At 55.6% G+C, this 24,870-nt stretch carries 29 protein-coding genes; 17 read left to right on the forward strand and 12 right to left on the reverse strand.

The features are described from left to right. The first annotated feature begins 211 nt into the window (after positions 1 to 211). The 6 genes from thiL (at position 212) to CBW65_RS10380 (ending at position 4,587) form a co-directional block, all read left to right on the forward strand. Positions 212 to 1,225, forward strand: a complete 1,014-nt coding sequence (gene thiL, locus CBW65_RS10355) for a thiamine-phosphate kinase (RefSeq protein ID WP_157721878.1) — start codon at positions 212 to 214, stop codon at positions 1,223 to 1,225. A 4-nt stretch (positions 1,226 to 1,229) separates the two neighbouring features. After that, positions 1,230 to 1,706: a tRNA (adenosine(37)-N6)-threonylcarbamoyltransferase complex ATPase subunit type 1 TsaE gene (tsaE, locus tag CBW65_RS10360; RefSeq protein WP_198299802.1), complete on the forward strand. Its 477-nt coding sequence runs from the start codon at positions 1,230 to 1,232 to the stop codon at positions 1,704 to 1,706. Continuing rightward, positions 1,688 to 2,437 (forward strand): tRNA (adenosine(37)-N6)-threonylcarbamoyltransferase complex dimerization subunit type 1 TsaB, encoded by a 750-nt coding sequence (gene tsaB / locus CBW65_RS10365; protein WP_157721879.1) that lies wholly within the window; start codon positions 1,688 to 1,690, stop codon positions 2,435 to 2,437. The genes tsaE and tsaB overlap by 19 nt, the downstream gene beginning before the upstream one ends. Before the next feature lie 23 nt (positions 2,438 to 2,460). After that, entirely contained in the window at positions 2,461 to 2,913 is a 453-nt protein-coding gene (rimI, locus tag CBW65_RS10370; protein ID WP_087459193.1) for a ribosomal protein S18-alanine N-acetyltransferase, read from the forward strand. Between the two features lie 7 nt (positions 2,914 to 2,920). Next, entirely contained in the window at positions 2,921 to 4,006 is a 1,086-nt protein-coding gene (gene tsaD, locus CBW65_RS10375; RefSeq protein ID WP_087456734.1) for a tRNA (adenosine(37)-N6)-threonylcarbamoyltransferase complex transferase subunit TsaD, read from the forward strand. A gap of 218 nt (positions 4,007 to 4,224) precedes the next feature. After that, a complete protein-coding gene (locus CBW65_RS10380; RefSeq protein WP_087456735.1) occupies positions 4,225 to 4,587 on the forward strand; it encodes a hypothetical protein in 363 nt (120 codons plus the stop codon). Positions 4,588 to 4,654: 67 nt separating this feature from the next. On the opposite strand, the gene CBW65_RS10385 is transcribed toward CBW65_RS10380, so the two are convergent. Then, a complete protein-coding gene (locus CBW65_RS10385) occupies positions 4,655 to 5,146 on the reverse strand; it encodes an arsinothricin resistance N-acetyltransferase ArsN1 family A (protein WP_087456736.1) in 492 nt (163 codons plus the stop codon). 149 nt (positions 5,147 to 5,295) lie between these two features. Here CBW65_RS10385 and CBW65_RS10390 point away from each other — a divergent pair, with 149 nt between their 5' ends. The 3 genes from CBW65_RS10390 (at position 5,296) to CBW65_RS10400 (ending at position 7,285) form a co-directional block, all read left to right on the forward strand. Continuing rightward, positions 5,296 to 5,637: an ArsR/SmtB family transcription factor gene (locus CBW65_RS10390; protein WP_087456737.1), complete on the forward strand. Its 342-nt coding sequence runs from the start codon at positions 5,296 to 5,298 to the stop codon at positions 5,635 to 5,637. A gap of 63 nt (positions 5,638 to 5,700) precedes the next feature. Further along, entirely contained in the window at positions 5,701 to 6,195 is a 495-nt protein-coding gene (locus CBW65_RS10395) for an ArsI/CadI family heavy metal resistance metalloenzyme (protein ID WP_408646541.1), read from the forward strand. A gap of 136 nt (positions 6,196 to 6,331) precedes the next feature. Next, positions 6,332 to 7,285, forward strand: coding sequence for a cation diffusion facilitator family transporter (locus CBW65_RS10400; RefSeq protein WP_087456738.1), 954 nt, complete (start codon positions 6,332 to 6,334; stop codon positions 7,283 to 7,285). Between the two features lie 43 nt (positions 7,286 to 7,328). Here the strand turns inward: CBW65_RS10400 and CBW65_RS10405 are convergent, their stop codons facing one another. The 4 genes from CBW65_RS10405 to CBW65_RS10420 all read right to left on the reverse strand — a co-directional run bounded on the left by CBW65_RS10405 (position 7,329) and on the right by CBW65_RS10420 (position 10,591). Beyond that, on the reverse strand, positions 7,329 to 8,060 hold the full coding sequence (locus CBW65_RS10405) for an N-acetylmuramoyl-L-alanine amidase family protein (protein WP_087456739.1): 732 nt from the start codon (positions 8,058 to 8,060) through the stop codon (positions 7,329 to 7,331). A gap of 82 nt (positions 8,061 to 8,142) precedes the next feature. Continuing rightward, complete coding sequence (locus CBW65_RS10410; protein WP_198299803.1) at positions 8,143 to 9,075, reverse strand: peptidyl-prolyl cis-trans isomerase; 933 nt, start codon at positions 9,073 to 9,075, stop codon at positions 8,143 to 8,145. Between the two features lie 509 nt (positions 9,076 to 9,584). Beyond that, complete coding sequence (locus CBW65_RS10415) at positions 9,585 to 9,890, reverse strand: hypothetical protein (RefSeq protein ID WP_087456741.1); 306 nt, start codon at positions 9,888 to 9,890, stop codon at positions 9,585 to 9,587. Between the two features lie 65 nt (positions 9,891 to 9,955). After that, positions 9,956 to 10,591, reverse strand: a complete 636-nt coding sequence (locus tag CBW65_RS10420; protein ID WP_087456742.1) for a Yip1 family protein — start codon at positions 10,589 to 10,591, stop codon at positions 9,956 to 9,958. Between the two features lie 136 nt (positions 10,592 to 10,727). Here CBW65_RS10420 and CBW65_RS10425 point away from each other — a divergent pair, with 136 nt between their 5' ends. Then, a complete protein-coding gene (locus CBW65_RS10425) occupies positions 10,728 to 12,956 on the forward strand; it encodes a hypothetical protein (protein ID WP_087456743.1) in 2,229 nt (742 codons plus the stop codon). Here CBW65_RS10425 and CBW65_RS10430 read toward each other — a convergent pair. After that, the gene (locus tag CBW65_RS10430; protein WP_087456744.1) at positions 12,945 to 14,003 is read right to left on the reverse strand and encodes an EAL domain-containing protein; all 1,059 of its coding nucleotides are present in this window, start codon (positions 14,001 to 14,003) and stop codon (positions 12,945 to 12,947) included. The genes CBW65_RS10425 and CBW65_RS10430 overlap by 12 nt on opposite strands. 136 nt (positions 14,004 to 14,139) lie before the next feature. Here CBW65_RS10430 and CBW65_RS10435 point away from each other — a divergent pair, with 136 nt between their 5' ends. The 5 genes from CBW65_RS10435 to CBW65_RS24195 all read left to right on the forward strand — a co-directional run bounded on the left by CBW65_RS10435 (position 14,140) and on the right by CBW65_RS24195 (position 19,065). Continuing rightward, positions 14,140 to 14,784, forward strand: coding sequence for a DUF3050 domain-containing protein (locus tag CBW65_RS10435; RefSeq protein ID WP_087456745.1), 645 nt, complete (start codon positions 14,140 to 14,142; stop codon positions 14,782 to 14,784). Positions 14,785 to 15,133: 349 nt separating this feature from the next. Beyond that, entirely contained in the window at positions 15,134 to 17,155 is a 2,022-nt protein-coding gene (locus CBW65_RS10440; RefSeq protein WP_087456746.1) for a B12-binding domain-containing radical SAM protein, read from the forward strand. An 11-nt stretch (positions 17,156 to 17,166) separates the two neighbouring features. After that, complete coding sequence (locus CBW65_RS10445; protein ID WP_087456747.1) at positions 17,167 to 18,129, forward strand: multinuclear nonheme iron-dependent oxidase; 963 nt, start codon at positions 17,167 to 17,169, stop codon at positions 18,127 to 18,129. Then, a complete protein-coding gene (locus CBW65_RS10450) occupies positions 18,126 to 18,902 on the forward strand; it encodes a hypothetical protein (RefSeq protein WP_087456748.1) in 777 nt (258 codons plus the stop codon). The genes CBW65_RS10445 and CBW65_RS10450 overlap by 4 nt, the downstream gene beginning before the upstream one ends. Beyond that, positions 18,895 to 19,065, forward strand: a complete 171-nt coding sequence (locus tag CBW65_RS24195; protein WP_157721880.1) for a hypothetical protein — start codon at positions 18,895 to 18,897, stop codon at positions 19,063 to 19,065. The genes CBW65_RS10450 and CBW65_RS24195 overlap by 8 nt, the downstream gene beginning before the upstream one ends. Before the next feature lie 22 nt (positions 19,066 to 19,087). Here CBW65_RS24195 and CBW65_RS10455 read toward each other — a convergent pair whose 3' ends face one another. The 4 genes from CBW65_RS10455 to CBW65_RS10470 all read right to left on the reverse strand — a co-directional run bounded on the left by CBW65_RS10455 (position 19,088) and on the right by CBW65_RS10470 (position 21,362). Further along, positions 19,088 to 19,273 (reverse strand): hypothetical protein, encoded by a 186-nt coding sequence (locus CBW65_RS10455; protein WP_087456749.1) that lies wholly within the window; start codon positions 19,271 to 19,273, stop codon positions 19,088 to 19,090. A gap of 19 nt (positions 19,274 to 19,292) precedes the next feature. Next, positions 19,293 to 19,949 (reverse strand): DUF3990 domain-containing protein, encoded by a 657-nt coding sequence (locus CBW65_RS10460; RefSeq protein WP_087456750.1) that lies wholly within the window; start codon positions 19,947 to 19,949, stop codon positions 19,293 to 19,295. Positions 19,950 to 20,097: 148 nt separating this feature from the next. Then, the gene (locus CBW65_RS10465; RefSeq protein ID WP_087456751.1) at positions 20,098 to 20,724 is read right to left on the reverse strand and encodes a hypothetical protein; all 627 of its coding nucleotides are present in this window, start codon (positions 20,722 to 20,724) and stop codon (positions 20,098 to 20,100) included. Beyond that, positions 20,721 to 21,362: a hypothetical protein gene (locus CBW65_RS10470; protein ID WP_087456752.1), complete on the reverse strand. Its 642-nt coding sequence runs from the start codon at positions 21,360 to 21,362 to the stop codon at positions 20,721 to 20,723. Before CBW65_RS10470 ends, CBW65_RS10465 begins: the two co-directional genes overlap by 4 nt. A 222-nt stretch (positions 21,363 to 21,584) precedes the next feature. On the opposite strand from CBW65_RS10470, the gene CBW65_RS10475 reads away from it, so the two are divergent. Further along, on the forward strand, positions 21,585 to 22,574 hold the full coding sequence (locus CBW65_RS10475; RefSeq protein ID WP_157721881.1) for an aminoglycoside phosphotransferase family protein: 990 nt from the start codon (positions 21,585 to 21,587) through the stop codon (positions 22,572 to 22,574). A gap of 51 nt (positions 22,575 to 22,625) precedes the next feature. Here the strand turns inward: CBW65_RS10475 and CBW65_RS10480 are convergent, their stop codons facing one another. Both CBW65_RS10480 and CBW65_RS10485 read right to left on the reverse strand, forming a co-directional pair. Beyond that, on the reverse strand, positions 22,626 to 23,990 hold the full coding sequence (locus CBW65_RS10480; RefSeq protein WP_087456754.1) for an MFS transporter: 1,365 nt from the start codon (positions 23,988 to 23,990) through the stop codon (positions 22,626 to 22,628). 127 nt (positions 23,991 to 24,117) lie between these two features. Continuing rightward, positions 24,118 to 24,336 carry a hypothetical protein gene (locus CBW65_RS10485; RefSeq protein ID WP_087456755.1) on the reverse strand — a complete coding sequence of 73 codons (219 nt, stop codon included), beginning with the start codon at positions 24,334 to 24,336 and terminating at the stop codon, positions 24,118 to 24,120. Positions 24,337 to 24,549: 213 nt separating this feature from the next. On the opposite strand from CBW65_RS10485, the gene CBW65_RS10490 reads away from it, so the two are divergent. After that, positions 24,550 to 24,813, forward strand: coding sequence for a hypothetical protein (locus tag CBW65_RS10490; protein WP_087456756.1), 264 nt, complete (start codon positions 24,550 to 24,552; stop codon positions 24,811 to 24,813). Positions 24,814 to 24,870 lie beyond the last annotated feature (57 nt).

A 24,870-nucleotide genomic window follows, 5' to 3' on the forward strand; every position in this document is an offset into this window, starting at 1 on the left:
ACCAAAAGCCAAACGCCTGAAAAGATAACCCCCATGAAAAAAGCTTCCGCAAGAAACATCCCTATACTGCCCAAGCAACTTCACCTCATCGTAATTAGTTTTTCTTCTACTTTAAAGATACGCGATAACTCGACAAAATAAAATGGGTATTTTGTGCCTTTTGCGCCCGTCAGGTATAATAAGGAACATGCAAAATAAGGGCGGTGTGACGATGCGAATCCACGAACTCGGTGAATTTGGCCTGATCGACCGGCTGGCGGCCCGTTTGGGCGAGCCGGATGAGAGCGTTGTGGTCGGCATCGGCGACGATGCTGCTGTTGTACAATATGCTCCGGACATGCAAGTGGTGACGACGACCGACATGCTGGTCGAAGGCGTGCATTTTCGCCGGGACACGATCGACGACCGCTCACTGGGCTACAAATCGCTGGCCGTTTCGATCTCCGACATCGCCGCGATGGGCGGCCGGGCGAAACATGCGGTGCTGTCGCTGGCGATTCCCGTCGATCTCGATGTGGAGCGATTGGATGAGTTATACATAGGCGTACAGGAGATATGCACAGAATATGGTACACATGTCGTCGGCGGCGATGTGGTGAAAACATCGGGGCCGTTTGTGATTTCGGTGACGGTGTTAGGCGTTGTGGAAGCTGGAAAAGCTTTGCTTCGCTCGGGAGCCCGTCCCGGCGATCTGATCTATTTGACCGGCACGGTGGGCGGTTCGGCAGCCGGATTGGATTTGCTGGAGCAAGGACAAGGGCTGGCCGCAACGCTTTCGGAGCAGCAAAAAGCCGACCTGCTGCGCTTCCATCAGCGTCCGGCGCCGCAAGTGCCGGGCGGGCGGATCTTGCTGCAGTCGGGCGGCTGCACGTCGGCAAACGACGTGTCGGATGGCGTGGCGAGCGAACTGAACGAGATCAGCAAGATGAGCGGCGTGCAGTTGGTCGTGGAGGCGGGCAAACTGCCGATCCATGACAGTGTACGCGCGTATGCCGCCTTGCGCGGGCAGGACCCGTTGCAGTGGGCGCTGTTCGGCGGAGAGGATTACCAGCTGATCGGCACGCTCGATCCGGCCAAGCGGGCGGAGATCGAGGCCGATTTTGCAAAAGCGGGCCTGGCCTTGACGATCATCGGACACGCGGAGGCGGGGGCTGGTGTTGTGCTGTTGCAAGACGGCACGCGCCGCGAGCTGCGTCCGAAGGGATTTAACCATTTTGGGAGTTGACATGATGCTGACCTATCACACGGGATCGGTAGAAGAGACGCAAAGCGTCGCGAAGGCGCTCGGGGAGATTGTGCAGCCGGGCGATTTGCTTTGTCTGTCGGGTGATTTGGGCGCGGGCAAGACGACGTTTACCCAGGGCCTGGCGCGCGGATTGGGCGTGGAAGAGCCGGTCTCTTCGCCGACGTTTACGATTATCAAGGAATATGACGAGGGGCGCATCCCTCTGTATCATATGGACATTTACCGCCTCGGCGAGTCGGCGGCGGCAGAAGATCTGGGATTTGACGAGTACTTTTTTGGCGAGGGCGTGTCGGTGGTGGAATGGGCGGAGTGGCTGCAGGATGTGCTGCCGGAAGACCGCGTGCAGGTGATCGTGCACAACCTGACCCCGACAGACCGCGAGATCACATTCGCGGCGACAGGTCCGCGCTCGGAAGCAAGGCTAAAGGAGTTGGAGAAGACGTGCCCTACCTCGCGATAGATACGGCCACACAGACGCTGAGCGTCGCAGTCGGTGAACAGGGAAAGCTGCTCGGCGAAGCGACGACACAGCTTTCGAAGAACCATTCGGTGAAAATGATGCCTTTGCTCGAAGGCTTGATGAGCAACCTCGACCTCGCGCCGGACACCTTGCAAGGCATCGTCGTTGGACGCGGGCCCGGCTCGTATACGGGCGTGCGCATCGCGGTGACGGCGGCGAAGGCGTTTGCGATGGCGCTGAAAATTCCGCTGGTCGGCGTGTCGTCGCTCGATGCGCTGGCCCGGCACGGAGCGATGAGCGACGCGTTGATCGTGCCGATGTTTGATGCGCGGCGCAAACAGGCGTACACGGCGTTTTATGAAGTGCAAAACGGTGAGTTTGTGAAGATCACCGACGATCAGCTGATGGTGCTCGACGACCTGATCAAAGCGATCAACTCGCGCATGGTGGTGCGCCGCTTGGACAAGCGCCCGGTGAAAGTGCTGCTGCTCGGTGACGGCGCGCAGGCGCATCGCGAGGAACTGCGCGAACGGCTCGGGGAAAAAGCGCTGTTTGCGCCGTCGCCCAGCCATGATTTTGTGCGGGCGGCGCATTTGCTGGAAGCGGGGATTCCTCTGATCGAAGCGGGCGAAGCGCATGATGCGGCGACGTTTGCGCCGGAGTACTTGCAACTGGTCGAAGCGGAGAAAAAGTGGCTGGAAGCGCAGGGAGCGGGAGGGAAGACGGAGTGACAGACCCGCTTGTGTACCGGAAGATGGTCTTGGAGGACCTCGACCGGGTGATGGAGATTGAACATCAGTCCTTTTCGCTGCCGTGGTCGCGCGAGGCCTATGTGGCGGAGCTGACCAACAACCATTTTGCCAAATATCTGGTCGTGACGCTGGGCGGCGATGTGGTGGGCTATGCCGGGATGTGGGTGATCTTGGACGAAGCGCACATCACCAACATCGCGATCGACCCGGCTGTGCGCGGGCGGCGTTTAGGCGAACATCTGATGCGCGAAATGATGGCGTGGAGCATGGCGCATGGAGCGGAGCGGATGACGCTGGAAGTGCGCGTTTCCAACCTGGCCGCGCAAAAGCTGTACGACCGCCTCGGCTTCCAAAGCTATGGCATTCGCAAAGGCTATTACACGGACAACAACGAAGACGCGATGATCATGTGGGCGGAACTGCCGCATGCCGACGCCGCTTCGGGAATGGAGTAGAGGGCGGATGAGCTTTGCAAAGAGAATCCGAAGCAAATATGAACAGGACCGCGCAGCCGGCAAACCGGTTGTGATCCTGGGGATCGAGACGAGCTGTGACGAGACGTCGGCGGCGGTGATTCGCGACGGCAAGGAGATCTTGTCCAACGTGATCGCGTCGCAGATCGAGATCCACAAGCGGTTTGGCGGCGTGGTGCCGGAAGTGGCGTCGCGCAAGCATGTGGAGAGCATCAGCGGCGTGGTGGAAGAAGCGTTGGAGCAGGCAGGCGTGACTTTGGACGACCTGTCTGCGGTGGCGGTGACGTACGGGCCGGGTCTGGTCGGAGCGTTGCTGACCGGGGTGGCGTTTGCCAAAGGGCTGTGCTGGTCGAAAGGCATCCCGCTGATCGGGGTGCAGCATATTGCGGGGCATATCTACGCCAACTTTTTGTCGGGCGGGATGGAGCCGCCGTTGATCGCGCTGGTCGTGTCGGGCGGGCATACGGAGATCGTGCATATGCCGGCACACGGCGAGTTTTCGTTCCTCGGCCGCACCCGCGACGATGCGGCAGGCGAGGCGTACGACAAAGTGGCCCGTTCGATGGGTCTCGACTACCCGGGCGGCCCGTTGATCGACCGCCTGGCGCAGGAAGGGAACCCGGAGGCCTATCTCTTTCCGCGCGCGTGGATCGATGAGGAGTCGATGGACTTTTCCTTCTCCGGCTTGAAGTCGGCGGTGATCAATACCCTGCACAACGCCGAGCAGCGCGGCGAGGAGATCGTGCAAGCGGACATCGCGGCCTCGTTCCAAGCCTCAGTGGTCGACGTGCTGGTGGAGAAGACGGTACGTGCGGTGAACAAGACCGGCGTGCGCAATGTCGTGGTCGCAGGCGGTGTCGCGGCGAACAAAGGCCTGCGTGCCCGGCTGACCGAGCGTGCGGGGCAAGAGGGCTTCCATGTGCATTTCCCCACTCTCGACCTCTGCACCGACAACGCCGCGATGATCGCAGCGGCCGCGTTCCCGCTGTATGCGGAAGGCAAGTTCCACGATCTTGATCTGAACGCCATCGCCAGCCTTAGCCTGACGAAGTGGGCGGATACGAAGACGATATAACGAATCATAAGAAAAGAACCTTGCGATCGATGCGAGGTTCTTTTTTGGTAATTCCAAGTAGTCTAGGATTCTAGTGGAATTTTGAGCATATACAATTTTAAGGAACATAATGATAAATAGATGTGTGCTATATGTGTTGATTATATTATGATCGCATAGTAGTATTGCAGTATATTCATTTTAAAGTAAGAACAATTAAAATGAAAGGTGGATGAGTTATGAAAAACGTGAAGAAGGCCATTTTTGGTGCGGTAGCAGCACTCAGCCTGTTGGCTGCACCGAGCAACGCACTTGCAGCAGAAAACGGTTCGTGGGACCCTATCGGTACTTATGACATGGGAGCTAGCGGTAGTTTTAATATCCTAAATGTCTACTCCGGTGGCGGTGACGTAAAATTCTGCGTGACCAGTACTTCTCAAGCCGTCTACTTCAAATTGCAGACCCCTGACAAGCGGCTTTTGTATCATGATGAGTTCTCCAACAACTGCTCGATTTTCAGAGGAGTTGGCGGTGCTGGTTATTATCAACTGATTCATCGTTATGCCGGTCAACCGGCTGTGACGGTTAGTTATTTCGATTGATCCTGTCTCTAATGGGGAAAAACTCCTGTAACCACAATGGTTCAGGAGTTTTTCTTTACCTTGCTGGTCATAAAAGCTTTTCCATCGCCATCACGTCGACGAATTTGCCGTCGAGTTGGCCTTGGTTGTGGAAGACGCCGACTTCGCGGAAGCCTGCTTTGCGGTAGAGGCTCTGGCCTAACGCGTTGAAGGGGAAGGTGAACAGGACGATTTTGTGAAACTGGGCTGCGCGGGCTTGCGACTCGAGTTCGGCCAGGAGCAGTTTGCCGATTCCATGCCCTCGGAAGGCGCGGTCGATGTAGATCGACAGGTCGGCAACACCCCGGTAAGCCAGCCGCGGGCTGTAGGGGTTGACGGACGCCCAGCCGGCGATTTCTCCTTGGGCGGTCTCGGCGATGAGCACGAAGTAGCGCTCTTCTCGCTGCGTAAACCAATGTAGCATGTAGTCCAGCGTTTTCGGTTCCGTCTCCAGTGTGGCGATGCGGTCTTCGATTCCTTGGTTGTAAATTCTCAATATGTGTTCCAGATCGGCTGCAGTGGCTCTGCGGATCACGGTCATCACGATCACTCCTTGTTTTCCAAGATACAGGATGGCTGGGAATTTTGCATCAAAAAAATTTGATACGAAGTATTGCAAATTGGCATGAGATGCCATATGATGGTGTCAGAGAGATGAATCAAGAAAATTTGATGTGAAGGTGAAACACGATGCAGCATGAACATGAACTGCCGATGATCGACAACACGCCGGAAGCGGAGTTTGAAAAGTATGAAGCGAAGTTCAAAGCGCTGGCCGATGCCAAGCGGCTGCGGATCATGAACCTGCTGGTGCGAAACGGCAAGGTCTGCGTATGCGACTTGGCGGAGATGATGAACCTGCCGCAGTCCAAACTCTCGTACCACTTGAAGATTCTGCTGGAGCAGCAATTGATTCTGGTGGAGACGCATGGCAAGTGGAACTACTACCAGCTCAATCAACAAGAAGTGAACCATGTGCTTTCGGAAGAGCTCTGCTGCTTGTTCCGATTGAACACGCCTGGCTGCTGCTAAAATTTTTTTGACCTTCACATCAAAAAATCTTGATGTATCCTTCCAAAAAAAGAGATGGAGATGATGACGAACATGCGTATGCACGTTGCGATCAATGTAAAAGAACTGGAAGCGAGCCTGGCGTTTTACACAGCCTTTTTTGGAACGGAACCGACGAAAGTGAAAGCGGACTATGCGAAATTTGAACTCCAGAACCCGCCGCTGCACTTCTCACTGAACGTGCGTCCCTATGAGTCGCGCGGGGTGCTGAATCACATGGGCTTCCAAGTGGCGAGCACGGAAGCGGTGATGGGAGTGCGCTCCCGCCTGCAAGCGGCCGGGCTGGTGGCGCTGGATGAGATGAACACGACCTGCTGCTACGCCGTGCAGGATAAGATCTGGGTGCGTGATCCGGAAGGCAACGCTTGGGAGATCTTCTTTACGAAAGCAGATTCCGAATTTGAGTCGGCTCGTGAAGTCGGCGACGAAGAGGTTTGCTGTGTGACTCCTGCTCCTACAACAGAAACAGCAACAGTGACCACTCAATCGACAGGCGGCTGCGGGTGCAGCAGCAACTAGTAAAGGCAGATGGGAAAAGATCACTTTGTGTGGTCTTTTTTGCTTTTTCGGTTGGAGTGAATGACAGATTATGTTATAACTTATATATGAGCAATTATTCATATGTTACGATCGTTCTCGAAAAGGGGGCTTACATTTGGGACATCATCATGACCATCATCACCACGATCATCATGATCACGAACACCACCACGGACATGGGCATCACCACCATCACGGGGATGGGAGCCGCAAGTCGCTGACGTTTGCGCTGATCATCACGGGCGGGGTGTTTGCGGCGGAGCTGGCCGGGGGGATTTTGACGAACAGTTTGGCGTTGCTGTCGGATGCGGCGCACATGTTCAGCGACGTGGCGGCGCTGGCGATCTCGTTGATCGCGCTGTGGCTGATGGCGAAACCGGCGACGCTGAAGCGCACGTTTGGGCTGAAGCGGGCGGAGGTGCTGGCGGCGTTGTTCAATGCGGTCACGCTGATCGTCGTCGCGCTGTATATCTTCTGGGAAGCAGCACAGCGTTTCCAACATCCGCCTGAAGTGCAGAGCGGACTGATGCTTGGCGTCGCCTTTGTCGGGCTGGCTGCCAACCTGCTCAGCGCCTGGTTCCTCATGCGCGGCGGCGACCACAAGCACAACCTGAACGTGCGCGGCGCGCTTCTGCATGTGCTCGGCGACGCGCTGGGCTCGGTCGGAGCGATCGGCGCGGCGGTAATCATGATGCTGACCGGTTGGTACTACGCCGACCCGCTCATCTCCGTGATCATCGGCGTGCTGGTGCTGCTCAGCTCGCTGCGCCTGCTCAAAGAAACGATCTCCGTGCTGCTCGAAGCCGTACCGGCACATCTTGATCTCACCAAGATCAAACATGCCATGCAAGGCGTCGCGCACGTCGAAGAAGTGTACGACTTGCACGTCTGGACGGTCAGCTCCGGGTTCCTCTCGATGAGCGGACATGTTGTCATCGACAGTGATGCAAACAGCGACGACGTGCTGCGCAGCCTCGAAGAAGTCCTGTCCCATCAATTCGGGCTCACCCATACCACGATCCAGATCGAACGGGAGAACCGCTCCGCCGGAAATGGAGTCTGCCAATAAAAAACAGCACCCCCTAAGGGTGCTGTTTCGCATTTCTATGAAATTAGAAGCCCCACCAGTAGACGTGCATACCTTGAGAGTACGCCACAGCCAGGTTTTGCTTGAAGGTGGAGGACTTCAGGTTGGTTGCGTCGGTGTAGTTGGAGATGAAGCCCGTTTCGCCGAGGGATGCCGGCATGTTGGTGTTGCGCAGCACGTAGAAGTCGGCCGACTTAACGCCGCGCAGGGTGGAGTAGTGAGATTTCAGCTTGTTGTACAGGTCGGTCGCCAGGCGCTGGCCGTTGGTGCTGCCCGGATAGTAGTAGGTTTCCAGACCGTTCGGCGTGGATGTGGTGTAGGAGTTGATGTGGAAGGACACGAAGAAGTTCGCGCCTTTGTTGTTTGCATACGTGGTGCGGTCGCCCAGCGTCAAGGTGGTGTCAGCGATGCGGGTCATGTACACGGTAGCCGGGTAGTTCGCTACGATGTAGTTCTTGGAACGGGTCGCGATGTCGAGAACAACGTCCGACTCGCGGATGCCGTTGCCGACAGCGCCCGGATCGGAACCGCCATGGCCCGGGTCGAGCACGATGATCGGGTTGGCTTCCGGCATGATGATCGCTTCGTTTGCTTTCTTCAGCGACGGATCATAGTTGGCCGGAGCCGGTTCGGAAGTGGACAGGCCTTCCGGTGCGATTGCGTCCAGAGCTTGACCGTTGTCCTTCGCAGCGAGAGCCGGAGTGGACAGGATGGTGGTGCAGACCAGTGCTGCTACCAAAGTTTTAGCCATTTTCATAGATAACATCTCCCTTTTTCTATGCGTGATTTATTTCTATAAAAAGCGCAGAGCGCCTCGTATAGACAACATGAGATCCGGCCTAGAACAGCAGCCGGACGTTGTGCGGCAGGTCCTGCCAAAAGGCGTCCCACCGGCTGGCGGTCAAATTCTCCGGGTACAAGCCGTAGCCTGCAGGCTCTTTTTGCGCTTCGAGCCACGAGCGGAACTGATTGGTCTGCTTATCCTGATAGAGCAGGCTGTAGATCTTCTGGCGCGATTCCTGGTACGTCTGCTGCTTCGGTGTGGTGATGTCCTCGATGATCAGCCAATAAATCCAGTCACCGTCCTGCACAGGACCTGTGACTTGCCCCTGCGGCGCTTGGAACGCAAAGGCGGAGAATGGCTCCGATGTGTTCTGCGCGAAGACCTGCTGGGAGGTTAACTCTTCCCAAGCGTACATCCGGCCGTTCGGATCGACCTGGAACTGTTCGATCACCGTCTGAAAATCTTTCGCGGTGACGCCGTTCATCCGGGAGACCGTGGCCGCATCGTCAGCTTTGGCGCGCAGGTAGCGGATCGTGCGGAACTCGGGAACATAGAACAGCTCTTTGTTTTCGTTGTAGTACGCGGTCATCTCTTCCTCGGAGACCTGCATCTCCTGCGTCATGCGCTTCTTCAGCTCAAAGCCGATCAGCGCACGGCGGTAGTTGGACTTCGCATCCTCTTCCGTCATCTGCAGTTCTTTCAAAGCAGCAGCACGGTCGGCCGATGTGGCGCCAAGCTGTTCGAGCTGCTTGGTCACCGCCGCCTCATCTGCGGTGATGCCGAGTTCACGGCCCTTGTAGAGCACGAGCTCTTCCAAACTGCGCCGTTCGAGCAGGCTCTGCTCTTCTTCCCGACTGTAGCTGAGGCCCGCGGACAGAGCCGGTCGCAAAGCTTCCCACTCCGTCTTGCGCATCGCCTGCTCATCCACCACAAACAGCAGCGGATTGTACAACAGCCCGGCGAAAAGCAGCAAACTGCCACTGATCAAGATGACTAGACCACTTGTTGCAAGCCAGATTCGTTTTTTCATCTCATCACCTGTTCCAAATGCCTTTCGGTGGCATTATTGCCATAATTATATGATAACGAGTCGTAACTAAAAATTCAATTGTTATTTTTTATTGTTTATATGTTGGTTATAAAGGACATATGACGGAAAAGTGGAAAAATTTACAGGTTATCAACAGAGATGTGCACATATCCACGGAGTTGTTCACAGGCTATTGTGGATAACGTGGAAAAGTGTTGAAACGGGGCGTTTTCTAAATCGACAAATATCCTCAAAAAATTATGTAAAGTAATTTGCGGTTTTGGGGATAAGTAGGGTGTTTTGGGGAGAAATGTTGAAAAATCGGCTTTGGTGGCTGTGGATATGTCTGTGGATAGTGTGGATGAATTGAAATTTGTAAAATAATACTCACAGTTTTGATGTTGGATTCTTGAAAAACTTGTCGAAACTTCTTAAAAAAAGGGATGTCTCCGCAGAGACATCCTTTTTCACGACTTCGAAGGCTGATTGGTCTGCGTGTCCGGCTGCGGCATGCCCGATTGGGGGCGGGTGCCCGCTTCCCACATCTGGGTGGGCTGGGCCGTTTGGTTGTGGCCTTGGGTGTCGTCGAGCGGGGCTTGGTTGAGATTGCCCGATTGGATCGCCTGAATCAGCAACTGGTTGTTCTTGACGATGATGTCGGCGATGGCCAGGCCCAATTTGACGCCGTCGGTTACAGTGCCGTTGATCACTCCGCTGCTGGCGAGAATCTCTTCGATCTCGCGCTCCGACAAGCCGGGATTTTGATTGTTCATTCCTGCACGTCCTTTCCAAGAACAGTTCTGCCTATAGCGTCTCTATCCCGTGGAAAGATCATGCATTAGATGAGCGAATACACCAAGATGACCAGAACGAGGATGACCACGAGCGGCAGGAACAGCGTCGCCACCGCGCGCCCAATCGTGAAGCGGTGCGCCTCGGCAACAAAGCTCAGCGTGAGGAAGAGATAGAAGACATAGGGAGCGAATGAGCCAACCAGCTCAACAAACACCGCGATGGTTGCCCACAGCCCTTCCTGAATCGGAACGCCGTCCAGCAAAAACAGATTGTCTCCGTACAGCCAGACGTTCAGCGGGATCAGCACCAGCGATAGCGCCAGCGGCAGGTGCGCCCAGCCCAGCGCGACGATCAGCTCGCGATACGTGCCTTTCCCGCCAAACAGCCGCCCGACCCAAAGTGTGAGCAAAGCGCCAAACACCAGGCCGAAGAGGGCAGCCACCACCCCGCTGATCACAACCATCAGCCAGATCTGCCACAAGGGCGTGACTTCAAGCATCCATCGCTCTAAGCTGTCCACAGTCTCCGCAAAACCTTCGGCCACACCGGCCAGCACTACGATCAGGAAAAACAGGCCCCGGTACAGCCCGCGGTTGTTCAGCAGAAACCGCATCGTCGCGCGGGGCTTCGAGAAGATCGAAAGCAGGGGGTACATTTTCAAGTGCGATACACCATCCATTTCATATCATCCATTTTCCAAAAATGAGTCCAGCGAAAACTTTCTAAATCTTATCACAAGCGGACGGTTGCCTGAATTCGCTTTTTGCTGGGAACACTGGCAGGTAAAACCATTGTTGATCAAGGAGGGAAGAGCGATGCCCTTTATCCGGGTGCTGCTGCTTTGCCTGTTCCTGTCTTTCGTACCGCCCATGCCCGCCATTCACGCGTCCTCCGAGACGCTCGATACAACTCCTGACCGCCAGGCGCTGCTCGTGCTGATCAACCGCCTCGGCTATGATGACCTCGCCGAGATGCCCGAGCTGCAAAAGCTGTCCCGGCGCGGCGCCGTCGCTTTGATGAACGTCAACACCGGCGGCAAACGCACCGACTCCAACGCCTATGTGACGATGGCGGCAGGCGTGCCTGCCAAGCTGAACAGCAAAGACATGCTCGCTTACAACGCCGACGAAAAGCTCCACGACGTCCCAGTCTCCGCTGCCCACGCCGGACTGCACGGCCATCCCCCCGGGCAGGACGTGCTGCTGATGTCCCTGCCGCGCATTGCGCGCAAACAGGAGCGCTGGAACTTCAAAGCATCGGCGGTGGGTCTCGGCGATGCTTTGCAGCGCCACGGCCTGCAGACGGCGGTGCTCGGCTCCAGCGACAAAGGGAACGAGCTCTGGCGTCCGGCCACGCTGTTCACTTCAGACGAAAAAGGGCGCACCCCGTACGGCGATGTCGGCGACCAGCTGTTAAAAAGCGACCCGGCCCGCCCCTACGGCGTCCGCACCGACTATGAGCGGATGTGGGAAACGTACCGCATCCTGCAAGGGCAGGCTGAGCTTGTCGTCTTTGACCTCGCCGACCTCTACCGCGTCGGAGAGTACCGTCCAAATCTGACCGGGGAGCAGTTTGCTAAGCTTCGCCGCCAAGCGCTGCGTGAAGCTGACCAATTTATCGGAAAGCTGGCAGGCGAAATCGATCAAAACTCCCTGCTCCTCATCGCGTCCCCGCAAGCCCCCGTCTCCGCCCAAGTCCGGGCGGAATGGATCGCGCCGGTGATCGCCGCCGGGGGCAGCATGATCGAAGACTCCGTGCTGACATCGGCGACGACCAGGCGCGAAGGCATCGTCTCCAACCTCGATGTCGCGCCAACTCTGCTGCACTTCCTCGGCGTGCCCAAGCCGCACGGGATGATCGGCTATCCGCTGCAGCCGACCGACGCCATCGGACCCCGCCAGCTCGACGTGTTGAAAGCGTCGACCGTCTGGACGTACAGCAACCGGGCGGCGGTGCTCGGCGCAGTTGGCGCGATTATCGGCAGCGGGCTGCTGCTCGCCGTGCTGCGCCTGTTCCAAGTGCGCACCGGCATCACCCTCGGCGGCATCCGCGTCCTGCTCTGGACGGCGCTCGCCATGCCGCTCTGCCTCTATCTGCTCCCGCTCTTGCGCCCGTCCGGCTTGTGGGAAGTGGCAGGCGGGCTCTGGGCGCTGTACCTGCTGATCGCGGCGATTCCGTTTCGCATCCTGCCGTTTTGCCAAAAGCTGACCGGGCGCCTGATCTGGCTCAGCGCCTGGACGATCCTTGTCATCGTCGTGGACACTTGGCAAGGCGGCATGCTCGCCAAGCGCGGGCTCTTGTCCTACGACCCGATCGTCGGGGCGCGCTATTACGGGATCGGCAACGAATACATGGGCATCGTGATCGGCGCGGCTGTGCTGCTCTACGCGGCGCTCCGGCATGCCACCCGCCTCGAACAGCGCTGGCTTGGCCGGGGCGCAGTCGCCGGCGGGGTGCTCTTGACGATCTTTTTCGCATCGCCCGCCCTTGGCACCAACACGGGCGGAGCGCTGACCATGGCGGGCACGACCGGGCTGTGTCTGGCCATGCAAAAGCGCTGCAAGCTGCTCCCGACGCTTGGCGTTCTGTTCACGTCGCTGCTCGGCGCGGCCGTGATTCTGCTTCTGCTCAACCAGCCCAGCGCCCAGCCTTCCCATATTGGAGCGGCAGCCGGGCAGGTGCTGTCCGGCGGCTTTGACGAGATGTCGCGGATCTTCGCCCGCAAGTCGGACATGTTCGTCCGCCTGCTTTTCTCCTCAGTCTGGCCGAGCCTGTTTTTGCTGCTGCTCTCCCTGTTCGCTTATGTGCTCTTTGCCCCCGGCGGGCATGAAAAAAGAGCATGGCAGACGCGCTATCCCTATTACCGGACAGCGGTCGGCGGCATGCTCGCCGGAAGTTTGGTCGGAATGTTGACGAACGATTCCGGAATTGTGGTGCTGGGGATGATGTCGCTGTTTGCCTTGTTCCCCACGCTTTTGATCTGGCTGGAGACGGAGACCGTCCCCGGCGGCACGCCCAAGCGCTCGCTGTCCTTACGACGGTAAAGGCAGCTTCATCGAGACGGGAGCAGGTTCGAGATCGGGCTTGCCAAACAGGTAGCCTTGGAACAGTTCAAAGCCCTGTTCGACCAGCCACAGCCAGTCTTCCTCCCGCTCCACGCCTTCCGCAAGCGGTGTGGCGCCCACTTCGCGGGCCGTCTGCAAAAACAAGCGGGCGACCTCCTGTTTCTCTGCATCATCGGCCACGCCTTGCACATAATGCATGTCCAATTTGACAAAATCGGGCTTGAGCCGCAGCACATTTTCCAGCGTCGAGAAGCCTTGTCCTACATCGTCGAGCGCATAGCGGAAGCCATGGCGGCGGTAATACTGCAGGATGTTTTCCAGATGGCCGATGCTCTGCACCTCTTCTGTCTCCACCACTTCAAAGACGATCCGGCTCGGATCGATCCCGGTCTCGCGGGCGGCGGCGAGCGTGCTTTGCAGGCAATGCTCGGGCGTGTAGATCGCCGTCGGAATGAAGTTGACAAACACGAGGTTGTCCCCGACGCGGTCAGCCTGGCGCACCGCCTGCATCCGGCAGACGCGGTCGAGCGCAAACAGGCGTCCCCGCGCCCGGGCCGCGTCAAACATCTTGTATGGCGGGATCAGGCCGTCATTGGCGTCGAGCGCTCGCGACAGGAATTCATAGCCGCAGACCTGCGCTGCCCCGTCGTTCACCGACACGATCGGCTGGTAGACGGTGCGCACGCGGCTCTGGTCGATCACGTCGTCGATCCAATGCGCATCGTGGCGGCGGCGCAGCTCTTCCAGACTCAGCCAGCCTGCTGCGGGCAGATCGCCGATGCCTTCGTCGATGGGTAACGCGGAGATCTGCGCCGCATCCATATGCGCGGCAAAATAATCGAGCAGCGCGGCAACGTCCGCTTCGGCTGCCCAAACTGTTTGTTCATCCACTCTTCTCAGCGGGGTGTGCAGATCACCTTGAAGCCATTCCTTCAGGCGCATCCCGTTCTCTTCCCCAAGAAAGCGCACCGCATACCCGGCCGGGCTCGTCGCACAGGCCAGGCATTGTTCCTTCCTTTCGGTCATCCACTAGCTCCCCCTTGCCGTTTTGTCCCTATTACTTGCATATTCGGGTTGTTAAAGATAGATTCCTGTTCCATTTGCATGGTGAGTGATATAATTTCCCAAGCTATCCAAAACAGCTTAGGAGATGACAGTGTTTATGCAGAATTCTCGGGCATTTGAAACGGTCCGCGACGAACTGCTGCTTCATCCTGTCTATAAAAAATTAACCTCGGCGGAGCACGTTCGTCTGTTTATGGAACATCACGTGTTTGCGGTCTGGGATTTTATGAGACTGCTCAAACGTTTGCAGCGCGAACTCACGGTGACCGATGTGCCGTGGTTGGAAGCGATGGAGGAAGCGGAGGCGGACACCGCGCCGATCCGCGGCTTTCTGGATCGGCTGCGCAAAGGCATGACGCCTTGGACGGCGCTCGAATCGCCGGACATTCCGGAGTCGGTGCGCCAGTTTGTGAACACCACGCTCGACATCGCCCTGCACGGCAAACCGCATCAGGTGGCGGCGGCGTTTTTTTACGGTCGGGAAGATATCATCCCCGACATGTTCACACACCTCGTTCGGGAACTTGAGGAAAGCGGCAAGTCGGCGGCAAGGCTTTTGTACTATTTGAAGCGCCATATCGAGCTCGACGGGGATGAGCATGGCCCGCTGGCGGAGCGACTTTTGTCCTACCTGTGCGCAGGAGATGCCGGGCGTGAACGGGAGGCGATGGAGACGGCCGAGCAGAGTTTGCGAAGCAGAATCAAGCTTTGGGATGGTGTAGCCGATTCTCTAACAACTTAAATTTACCCAGATGAAAAAGTTTAGTATGACTGTCAAAAAAATGATGATTTCGACTCTTTGTATTTATTGTATCTTGATGTATAGTTTTATCTCAGGGAGGTGACAAAATGAACCACGACTTGGATCAACTGGAGATCGTTGAAGCGGAAGACCTGCAGGTTGGACATGCGTTCCACACCTTCATGTTCCAATCGCACCTGGACGAATCGGAAGAAGTATAGATTCACAAGCAGGGGTAGCTTGTTTTTCATAGAGAAGCGGGGGGTACTTGTTGGGGGGGCAGGTATCGCCGTGCTTCTCTATCTTTATGAAGACGCAAGATAGACGTTTGATATGAGGGGATTGGCATATGAGCAAAGTGATGCTTGTGTTTCCGCCGCTGACGGAAGCGCGTCTGTTCCCTTACCTGAGTCTGCCGATGATCACCGCCTACCTGCGCCGTGCGGGCGTCGAGGTCGGCCAGCATGATTTGAATCTCGATTTGTGCCACCGCCTGTTTTCAAAAAAGTGCCTCGGCAGCTTTTTGCAGCAGCTGGAGCGCACGTCGCAAGGGCTGTTAAAAGAGGAGTACCGCGCCGAGCTGGCGCGTTATCTGCTCTTGCATCATGATCGGCTGTGGCAGGATGTGATCGAAAAAAAGTCCGGGTCGATCCGCGAGACGGCGGCCGGGCTGCCCTTTGTCCGCCAAGGGGTGGAACTGCTCTTGGAAGGCTCGGTGCTGAAAGAAGAAGTCACGTCGCTTTCGAAGATCGCCAAAAGAGCGCTGGAGTATGAGATCGAAGGGCTGAATGCTGAAGATTTGAATGCTACTGATGCTACTGATGCTACTGATGCTACTGATGCTACTGATGCGACTGATGCGACTGATGCGACTGATGCGACTGATGATCTTGCCGCCGTTGAGCTGTATGGCGTGCTGCGTGAGAAGCTTTTGCAGGAGCAGCCGGATGTGTTTGCCGTATCCGTTGCCTACTACAGCCAACTGTTGCCGACGTTGCTTTTGGCCCGGTGGGTCAAAGAGCTGCGTCCGGAGACGCTGGTCATCGTTGGCGGACAGCAGATGATGCTGCGCGGGGAGGAGATCTGCATGATCCCCGAGTTCGTCCGGCATCTCGACGGCATCGGAGTTGGTCCCGGCGAAGAGTCGATGGACAAGCTGATGCAAGCGCTTGCAGGTGAACTGCCGCGTGCCGACGTGCCTGATTTTATCTGGCTGCAGGGCGGTGAGGCCAGTGTGCGCGGGCCGCGTTCGACGGTGGGGATCCAGCAGGTGCCGACACCCGATTTTGCCGGGCTGAACGTCAAAGGCTATCTGCATGAAGAGTTCCACTTCGGGCTGACGACCTGTGTCGGCTGTTTTTACGGGCGGTGCGTGTTCTGCTCGTACGGCAACCGTTCGCGGCGGGAGAAGAGCTATCAGCAAAAGACCGCTCGGCAACTAGCCAACGAATGCCGCGAGCTGATCGATCGCTACGGCGTGTCGCGGATCAATTTTGTCGATGAAAACACCAACTTGCGCCTTGTGAAAAATGCGATGCGGCTCTTGCGGGAACAAGGGTACCGCCTGCAGTTCACGACGCGCAACCGGCTGGAGGAGTGCCTGCTCGACGCAGCGTTTGTGCAGGAACTGAAAGAGTTGGGTTGTGTGCTGATGTCGTCCGGGTATGAGACGAACTCGCAGCGCCTGCTCGACAAAATGGACAAAGGCGTGCAGGCCAGCCACTACCAGACGATCATCGACAACCTGCACCGGGCGGGGATTCCTTTGCAGCTTGGGATCATGGGCGGCATCTTGGATGAAACGCCGGAAGAGGTGGCGGCATCGCAGGCGTTTTTGGCTGAAAATGCGGACAAGATCGGCATCGACGTGATGCAGATGCTGGTCGCAGAGCCCCAGACGTATCTGGCGGAAGACGCACAGAAGTATGACATCAGGTGGAAAGACACGGCAGAACTCAGGGGCAACCGGCTGTTAAGCTATGGGATGGGCCGGATGGGGAACGACTTTTTGTATGAAGACGGGGATACGTTTGACGAGCGTTTGCAGCGGTTTTTGGAGATCTACAAAAGTGTCAAACCGCAGAAAAACAGCAACCTCGCGCCACATGAACGCAGGCGCGGCAAGCAGGTGGTGCAGGAAGACCTGGAACGGGTAACGCTGATGCCTTGGGTGAAAGTGATCGAGGCAACGCAGCGGCCGGGTCAGCCTGCCAGGCGTTTTATCGCCGACCTGATGTGGCAGCGGTTTTATGTGCTGCCTGAAGGTCTGGCGCTGCAGGGGGGAGACCTGCTGGTGCCGGACGGGCGCGGGGAAGCGCGCAAGATGCTGCAGATGTTCGTGCAAATGGGGTTAGGGCTACCTACATTGTAAGGAGGACGCTTATGGGGGCGTACACGATTCGCATGCCCAAGGTCGCCAAACGGCTGGGCCTTGGGCTGGGCATGGACTTGCCTTGGGGCGGCGAGATCGGATTTATGAAAGACGGTGTGGAAGGCGACACGATCACACCAAAGATGAAGTCATTTTTTGAAAAGCACCGCGGGCAATTTTCCTATCTCTTTTTTGCCTTTCAACCAAAGCACCGCAACCGGCTGCGTGCGGAAGACTATTATGCCGCGTATGACCGCTTGTTTGCGGAAGTGCCGGAGATCGGGCATCGGGCGTTTCATCACACGATGCTGAACATGGGGTCGCTGGAGCCTTATGCGAAAGAGGAGATCATCGAGTTTACCAATAGGCTGATCGAGCGTTACGACCTGGCGTGGATCGTGGAGGATCTGGGGCTGTGGTCGTTGCATGGCAAAGTCCTGCCGTTTCCGCTGCCGCCTTATTTGACACAGGAAGGGCTGCGGGCCTGCATCCGCAACATCGCGGAGTATCAGGAGAAGCTAAAAGCGCCGCTTTGTGTGGAATTTGCAGGCTTTACGGAAGGGTCGAATTTTTATATCGGGGATCTCGACGCGTTCGATTATTTTCGCGAGATCGCGGTGGAGACCGGATCGCCCGTGACGATCGACATCGGCCATGTGCTGAGCTATCAATGGCTGAAAGGGAACACGGGCGAGCGGATGTTTGAGGGATTGGAACGGCTGCCGCTGGGGCATTGTTTTGAGTTCCATCTCTCCGGGTGTCAGATCATCAAGGGCAAGTTTCGCGACCTGCATCACGGGGTGCTGCTCGATGAGCAGCTTGACCTGCTGGAGCACCTGCTCCCGCTGTGCCCCGAGGTGAAAGCGGTCACGTACGAAGACCCTCAATATACAGAAGACGGCACACTGATCGCCAAGGCCGAGCCGAATTTTCTGCGCTTGCAGCAGATCGTGGAAAGGTGGGCGCAGGGATGACGTGTGTGCTGCGAATGGATCAGGCGTTGTACCGCCTGCTGCACCACCGGACGGAGCGCGAGGCGTTTCTGGCCGGGCGGTTTGACGAGCTGGGCTGGCCGGACGAGCTGGTGCAGGCGTTTGCCACCGTCGACCGCGAGGAGTTGTCGGCGACGGCAAAGCAGATCTGCCGCAACCTGCTGGCCGGCGAGCGCGGTTGCAGCCGGGGCTTGCGCGGCGCGTATGGCCGGGTGCTGCAAGCGCTGGAAGCCGGGGGGCGCCAGGCGCTCGATGTGGTGTACGCGTTTGTGGAGTCGGAGCAGTATGACTCCTATCGCGAGGTGCCGTATGCGGGGGAAGGCATCTGTGTGGAGGAAGCGTTTTATGAGTTTTTGGGGCAGGACGAGTGGTTTGTCAGGGATGCGCGGATGATGTGTTTGTTGACGCATGAGTTCCTGACGGCGCTGATGGGGATTTTGACGGTGAATCAGGACCCGGCGTTTTACGTGCGGTCAGAGCTGGTGCACTGGAACGGGGCGGCGAGGGTTGCCGTGCTGCGGTATCCGCGCGCAGTGGCCGAGGCGCTCGGGGGGCGCAAGATCGCCGGGGTGGAAGTGGATGTGCCGTGGCTGTATGCGGCGACGGCAGAGCGTTTTGTGAGCGGGCCGGTGACGCCGCTGGTGGAAGACGTATTGCTGGGCGGAAGAGCATACGATGGGAAGGAGGAGTTGCGGGATACTTTGCAGAAGCTGGAAGAATTAGGGCTTTTGCAGAAGGAGGAGCAGCTTGGATAACATCGGGCGTTTTTTCATGGCGTGCATCCTGTTTCCCATCGGGTACTGTACGATCACGCTGATGCTCAGCGAAGAGCTGGGCGCAGATACGTTGAACCAGTTGAACTTTGGGATCGTGATCGGACTGCTGATTTTTATTTTGGTGAAGCAAAAGAAGGCTTAGGGTGGGTGCCCTGAGCCTTCTTTTATTGTTCTTTAGAAGAGAAGTAGTGTTCCTGAATATCGTCTGCCCAGTAATTGGGGCTTTGCGAAAGGACCGAGTCCGGATCTTCAGCGAACAGTTTGGAGAACCAGGAATCAGTAACCAATTGTTTCGCGGTCTGGGGAGCGATCTGATACATCGTGATCAGTGCTTCTTCGATTTGCTTCAAGAACCAGTCCTGAACCGAGTTATCTGGACTGTGAGAGATAAGGATAGCGGGAGCAGATTTCCTTGGCATGAACATCTGACATCACCTCGCCTATATAGTGAAGTGCTTTATTTGCTGCTAGATTATTGTGAAAAGAGAGTTGATCAATCAGGATTCCTCTGGGCTTAATGCCGTTTACGAAGCGGTCAAAGGAAGATCCTTTCACTTCAAGTTCATAAAGTGCCGTTGTGAAATTAGGATTGCCATCGGCAACTGGACCGTACACATATTGATACCGTAAATCCGTGTTGTGGTCATCGAATGTGTACACTTGGAATTGACCGACATGTGTAGAGCAAGCGATGCCTTTACGATTATTATATACAAATCCTGCCCAACTTGCATCATGGGTAGAGAAACGCTTCCCATCCGAAAGGGAGTCTAAAAAATTCAGATCCAGCTTGTACGCGAGAACTGCCGGGCGCTTTTCGAGTCCGTTTTTGGCCTGCTTTTTCTTTGCCCGTTCTTCCGACATCTTCTTAGCTTGTTCATAACTTGAGGTCAGATAAAAACCTTGCCAAAAGTCCGTGAACTTCCTCCCTTCGACGATATTGATCTGTTTCTTTGATAAGGGAATGATAGAGTCGCTAGTCGTTCCATGAAACCAGACAACAGGCAATTTCTCGATATTCAGCATTCGATCCCCTCTTACCCTTAGTTATGATTGGATTAGAATTATATAGCAGGAAAAAATTGTTGTCTAATCTGTATAGTAAATCAATAAGGCGGATAAATATTGCTTGTATTAATTGAAAAGAGTTGCGGCAGTGAGCCGCAACTCTTTCTTATTTGGATTGAGGGTATTTGGCGATGGCTAGTTTTTTGTGTTCGTTGAATTTTTCCATGTGTTCGCCGAAGTATTCGTAGGTGTCGTCGAGGAATGCGGCTTTGAAGGCGGCAGCGTCTTTGGGTTTTTCGGTGTGGCTGGCGGTGATGGTGTAGTCGAATTTGCCTTGGTAGGCGCCGACGATGGTGTATTCGTCAGGGCGGATGCGGGAGAGGAAGAGGAGGTACTCGCCTTGGGTGGTCATCCATTTGTAGCCGGCCGGGCTGAAGTAGGCGTTGTCTTGGAGGTAACCTTCTTCATAGACTTGCAGGGTGTCGCCTGCTGCAACTAATTTGCCTCCGGTGAAGACGTGGTCGACTTTGATTTTGGAGAGCGAGATCAGCATCGGGTGCATGTCTGCGTTTTTTTCGAGATTGAGCGTTTTGCGGTCGCCCTTGAAGCGGGCTTGGACGATGACGTTGGCGCGGTCTTCCAGCTCTTCGAAGGTCTGGTAGTTGGGATAGCCGACCATGAAGTTTGTTTTCACGGTGACGTTGGACAGGTCAGGTTCTCGGTTGAGGGCATAGATGCTCCCGCCAACGAGAATGACGGCGGCGAGGAGGAGCAGTAGTACGCGTTTTTTCATGGGAGTGGCCTCCGTTGATGATAGGATTCGTGCGGATATTTCGTAATGGCCTGTTGCTTGAGATTATAGAATTCGTCCATATGCTCACCGAAGTATTCATAGCGGTGCTCTTTGTAGGCAGCCAGGTTGCTCCTGGGTTTTTCGGGAGGTTCGGCAGGGGTGGTGTAGTCGAACTTCCCCTGATAATTGCCGACGATATAATAAACATCTCCTTGCTGCTGTGATTTATCTAGGAACAGCAGATACTCCCCTTTTTTCGTCATCCACTTGTACCCGATTGATCCATGGTAGGTATCATCCTCGAGATAGCCTTCTTCGTTGACAAAGATTCGGTTTCCTTTTTGGACTGTTCCTTTGAAGACATTCGTGATTTTTACTGCGGAGCGAGAGACGTAATATGGTTGACCCTCTCCCCAACCTTCCCAATCCACGCTCAAGTCCACTGTCTCTCGTTTTCCTGTGAAGCGGGCACTGACGATCAGATCAGCATCTTGTTCCAACTGTTCGACCTTTTTGTAATGCTCGTACTCGGGGATGCCGAATCCTGTTGTGACTCGGTCAGGCAGCGGATCTCGATTCAGTAAGTAAAGAGCGATGATGCAGAGAACTACGGAAGCGCACCAGATCATTTTTTTCATCGACGAAGCCCTCCTTCCTTTGATTGGACGCAGGTCTCGGCGAGGAGGTTCCCAAATAAGGGGACATTAACCAGAGGATTCGCGCATGAGACTATTGGATAGCTTGGAATCGAGAGAAAAAGGGGCAGAGATGTCTTTTGAACGATTCGCGAGGAATTTAACATTCGAGCTGGGTGTTATGAGATAATCATGGTACACAGCTTTTTCCTTGGAGGGAAACCAATGTCCGCAAACCTTACTTTATCTACGGCAACCATTGCTAAAGTATTACATCAACTTTACGGACTATCGAGTCGTGACATCGCATTTCTGCCAATCGGACATGATCCAAATGCAAGTGTCTACCAAGTGACCGATATACGCAATAAGAAGTATTTTCTTAAACTTATCAAAGGGGACATACGGGAAGTTGGAGTTAAAATACCTTATCATCTCACGTCCTGCGGGATTGAAGGGGTTATCTCTCCGGTGATCGATAAAAACCAACAACTCTGGATGAGGGAGGAAGGCTATCTATGGACCTTATATCCTTTTATAGAGAGTCAGAATGGATACCAAACGGTACTGTCAGAATCCCAATGGGTTTCGTTTGGGCAAACGCTAAAAGCAATCCATTCATTGGAATTACCTGAAGAACTTACTCAGCTTCTTCCCCGTGAGGACTTTTCATCTAAGTGGTGCGAGATCGTGAGGGGATTTGATCTACAGATAAAAACGAATAAGTTCGATGACCCGATCTCAGCAAGATTGGCGGTCTTTTGGGAGGAAAAGCGCAGTGAGATCATCAGATTGGTAGAAAACACGGAACGGATTGGTGAACAATTAAAACAGCATAAGTTCAATTATGTGCTGTGTCATGCGGATTTGCACCCAGGGAACATTGTAATCGATAAGAATCAAAATCTGCTGCTTGTCGACTGGGATAGTCCTATAGCAGCGCCAAAAGAAAGGGATTTGATGTTTATCGGCGGGGGGCATCGCTTTAAACATGTAGATATAGATGCCTTTTATAGAGGATACGGTGAAACTGAGATTAACCAAGTAGCTGTAACATATTATCGAAATGAACGGATTGTGGCTGATATTGCCGCAGATTCTACGGAGATTTTGGGAGAAAAGGGAAGTCAGGAAGACCGTGAAGTGAGGTTATATTTACTTTCGAGGCAATTTGAGCCGAACCGAGAAGTGTCGGTAGCTCTGGATAATAGCTAATAAAAATCGTAAAAACCCCCTTTCTACTCAAAGGGGGTCATACGACAATTGCTAAGCCTTTTTCATAAACACCGTCGCCAGCGCGGCGAGTTGGCAGAGGATGATGATCCCGACCAACATCTGAAAACTCATCCCGGCAAACAGCGTCGCCGCAAAAGCGCCGGTCACAAACTGGATCATTTGAAACACGCCCATGTAACTACCCGTCTCCGCAGGCGGGACGGCGAGCAGGGCGATTTTGTTTTGCGCGGGCATGGTCAGACGGTTGCCGAGGCCGATCAGGAAGAAGATCAGGTAGAAATACGGGATGTAGAACACCACATCCGCAAACCAAAACAACCAGGAACTGCCCACGCTGACCCCGATCCCCGCTGCCAGCGATACGTACGGCCGGCGGTCGGCCATCTTGCCTGCATAACCGGCCGCAACGAGGGCCACCAAGGACTGGGTCAGCATGATCCAGCCCACCGTATCGGCAGGGAAACCATGATCGATTCGCAGATAGGTCGGCGCATACAGTCCGATCGCATTGACCCCGAGGAACAAAAGGAACACCCTGACCGCCGCCGTCATGAACACGCCGTTTTTCGCCATCTCACGCGGGAAAAGCGTTGCGCTGCTGCCGGGGCGGCGTTCTTTCCAGAGCAAGCCGAGCAGCGCCAGAAGGGTCAGCAAACCGACGATCCACTGTCCCATTGCGTCCACCGTGCCCAGCAACAGCACGGAACCACCTAGCACAAACGCAAACATGCTCAGCAGACTCAACCAAGGAATCCTGCGAGCCGCTCCAGCCGACTGCCCTGCATCGACCTTTTGGCCGTCACATGCCTGCGGTCCATCCGCGGGCTGTTCAGACGACTTCGGCAAAAACGCTACCGCCAGCATCAAGGCCAGCAGCCCAAACGCGCCGAGCACCCAAAAGATCGCCGACCAGTGCAGGTACTCGATCACCAATCCGCCCAGCGCCGGGCCGGTCAGCGTTGCCGTCGAAATCACCGCTGCAAACCAGCCGAACGCCCAGCCGAGTTTTTCCTTCGGAAATGAAGCGCGGATCAGCGGGCTCTGCGCGGCGACGATCATCGAGTCGGCGACCGCCTGCAGGGACTGGAAAAACAGCCAGCCCGTCCAGTTCTGCACCAGCCCGCTCATCATCGCGGCCAGGCAAAACAGCACCATCCCAAACAAAAACTGCTTCCGCGCCCCAAACCGGTCGGCCAGAATGCCGAAAAAGGGCAGCCCGACCGCAAACAAACTATAAAAGAGCAGATTCCGCCACTGCAGCGTCGCCTCCGAAATGCCGAAGTCCCGCACCACATCCGGGAACGCGATCACGAGCATCGAGGTGCTCATGACGCTGGCGAACACGCCAAGCGAAATCGTGATGATCAAGAGTTGAGAGTGAAACCGTGACAACAAAATAGTAAGTGCCTCCTTAAAGCGAATACCTCTTACTATACCACAGGTTTTACTTCAATGAAGCACCCTCATTCATAAAAAAAGAGAACGCCGCTGCATCAAAAAACGGCCGTTCTCTTGCCCACGATCAGGACTTCTCGCTGCCCCTTGCCCGCTGAAGCTTCTCCAGACAAAGGTTGACATAGTGCGCCCACAAGGACTCCCATTCCAGCACCAGATCCCATGCGTCCTCGGAGACGACCCTTTTGATCTTTTCTTCAAGTGCGGAAAGCTGCTGCTGCAATGCATGCAGGTCCGGGTCGTCATCCAACCGCTCCAGCAGCCGATTCATCGCATCCCTGTCCATCCTGTTCACCTCCGCCAAGCGCTGCAGGTTGTATACTTTTGTGTAAGATTAGATTCTCCAATTGTGAAATTGACTCCTCCCAGAGGCGGCAATTATTTTCACTCAACGTTTTCGCGGAATCGTTAAAGTGAACCATCACGGGCAGGTGTCCATACGCTTTGCTCCGCGCCGGCATAGACTGAAGGAAAGCGGGGTGGCAAAGGAGGAACCGGGATGGCAGTCAAAAACATAGGCAGAGACATAGCAAGAGGCAAAGGCAGCGGCAAAGGCAGAGTCTCTTTCCCCTTTGGCGTCGCCGGAGGTACAGCGCAGTCTTATCCATTCGGCGCGGCGCAAGGGTACTGGCCGGGCGTGGCGGCCGGCTTTGGCAGTATGGGCTGGATCATCACGTTTCTGGTGCTGTTTTTCATCGGGTTTGTGTTCTGGCGCGTCTGGGCCCAGATCAGTCCGCTCGTCGGTGGCGGATTCTTCTGGTAGCCTGTGCAGCACGACAAAAAAGGGACGGGTGCGGGGATTTTATTTCCCGGCATCCGT

It is taken from the genome of Tumebacillus avium (assembly GCF_002162355.1).
Taxonomy (GTDB): Bacteria; Bacillota; Bacilli; order Tumebacillales; family Tumebacillaceae; genus Tumebacillus_A; species Tumebacillus_A avium.

What these genes read in the sequence shown, in the direction of transcription:
- thiL (WP_157721878.1), top strand. Translation starts at nt 212, where the DNA reads ATGCGAATCCACGAACTCGGTGAATTTGGCCTGATCGACCGGCTGGCG.
- tsaE (WP_198299802.1), top strand. Translation starts at nt 1,230, where the DNA reads ATGCTGACCTATCACACGGGATCGGTAGAAGAGACGCAAAGCGTCGCG.
- rimI (WP_087459193.1), top strand. Translation starts at nt 2,461, where the DNA reads ATGGTCTTGGAGGACCTCGACCGGGTGATGGAGATTGAACATCAGTCC.
- tsaD (WP_087456734.1), top strand. Translation starts at nt 2,921, where the DNA reads ATGAGCTTTGCAAAGAGAATCCGAAGCAAATATGAACAGGACCGCGCA.
- CBW65_RS10380 (WP_087456735.1), top strand. Translation starts at nt 4,225, where the DNA reads ATGAAAAACGTGAAGAAGGCCATTTTTGGTGCGGTAGCAGCACTCAGC.
- CBW65_RS10385 (WP_087456736.1), bottom strand. Translation starts at nt 5,146, where the DNA reads ATGACCGTGATCCGCAGAGCCACTGCAGCCGATCTGGAACACATATTG.
- CBW65_RS10390 (WP_087456737.1), top strand. Translation starts at nt 5,296, where the DNA reads ATGCAGCATGAACATGAACTGCCGATGATCGACAACACGCCGGAAGCG.
- CBW65_RS10395 (WP_408646541.1), top strand. Translation starts at nt 5,701, where the DNA reads ATGACGAACATGCGTATGCACGTTGCGATCAATGTAAAAGAACTGGAA.
- CBW65_RS10405 (WP_087456739.1), bottom strand. Translation starts at nt 8,060, where the DNA reads ATGAAAATGGCTAAAACTTTGGTAGCAGCACTGGTCTGCACCACCATC.
- CBW65_RS10415 (WP_087456741.1), bottom strand. Translation starts at nt 9,890, where the DNA reads ATGAACAATCAAAATCCCGGCTTGTCGGAGCGCGAGATCGAAGAGATT.
- CBW65_RS10420 (WP_087456742.1), bottom strand. Translation starts at nt 10,591, where the DNA reads ATGGATGGTGTATCGCACTTGAAAATGTACCCCCTGCTTTCGATCTTC.
- CBW65_RS10425 (WP_087456743.1), top strand. Translation starts at nt 10,728, where the DNA reads ATGCCCTTTATCCGGGTGCTGCTGCTTTGCCTGTTCCTGTCTTTCGTA.
- CBW65_RS10430 (WP_087456744.1), bottom strand. Translation starts at nt 14,003, where the DNA reads ATGACCGAAAGGAAGGAACAATGCCTGGCCTGTGCGACGAGCCCGGCC.
- CBW65_RS10435 (WP_087456745.1), top strand. Translation starts at nt 14,140, where the DNA reads ATGCAGAATTCTCGGGCATTTGAAACGGTCCGCGACGAACTGCTGCTT.
- CBW65_RS10440 (WP_087456746.1), top strand. Translation starts at nt 15,134, where the DNA reads ATGAGCAAAGTGATGCTTGTGTTTCCGCCGCTGACGGAAGCGCGTCTG.
- CBW65_RS10445 (WP_087456747.1), top strand. Translation starts at nt 17,167, where the DNA reads ATGGGGGCGTACACGATTCGCATGCCCAAGGTCGCCAAACGGCTGGGC.
- CBW65_RS10450 (WP_087456748.1), top strand. Translation starts at nt 18,126, where the DNA reads ATGACGTGTGTGCTGCGAATGGATCAGGCGTTGTACCGCCTGCTGCAC.
- CBW65_RS10460 (WP_087456750.1), bottom strand. Translation starts at nt 19,949, where the DNA reads ATGCTGAATATCGAGAAATTGCCTGTTGTCTGGTTTCATGGAACGACT.
- CBW65_RS10465 (WP_087456751.1), bottom strand. Translation starts at nt 20,724, where the DNA reads ATGAAAAAACGCGTACTACTGCTCCTCCTCGCCGCCGTCATTCTCGTT.
- CBW65_RS10470 (WP_087456752.1), bottom strand. Translation starts at nt 21,362, where the DNA reads ATGAAAAAAATGATCTGGTGCGCTTCCGTAGTTCTCTGCATCATCGCT.
- CBW65_RS10475 (WP_157721881.1), top strand. Translation starts at nt 21,585, where the DNA reads ATGTCCGCAAACCTTACTTTATCTACGGCAACCATTGCTAAAGTATTA.
- CBW65_RS10485 (WP_087456755.1), bottom strand. Translation starts at nt 24,336, where the DNA reads ATGGACAGGGATGCGATGAATCGGCTGCTGGAGCGGTTGGATGACGAC.
- CBW65_RS10490 (WP_087456756.1), top strand. Translation starts at nt 24,550, where the DNA reads ATGGCAGTCAAAAACATAGGCAGAGACATAGCAAGAGGCAAAGGCAGC.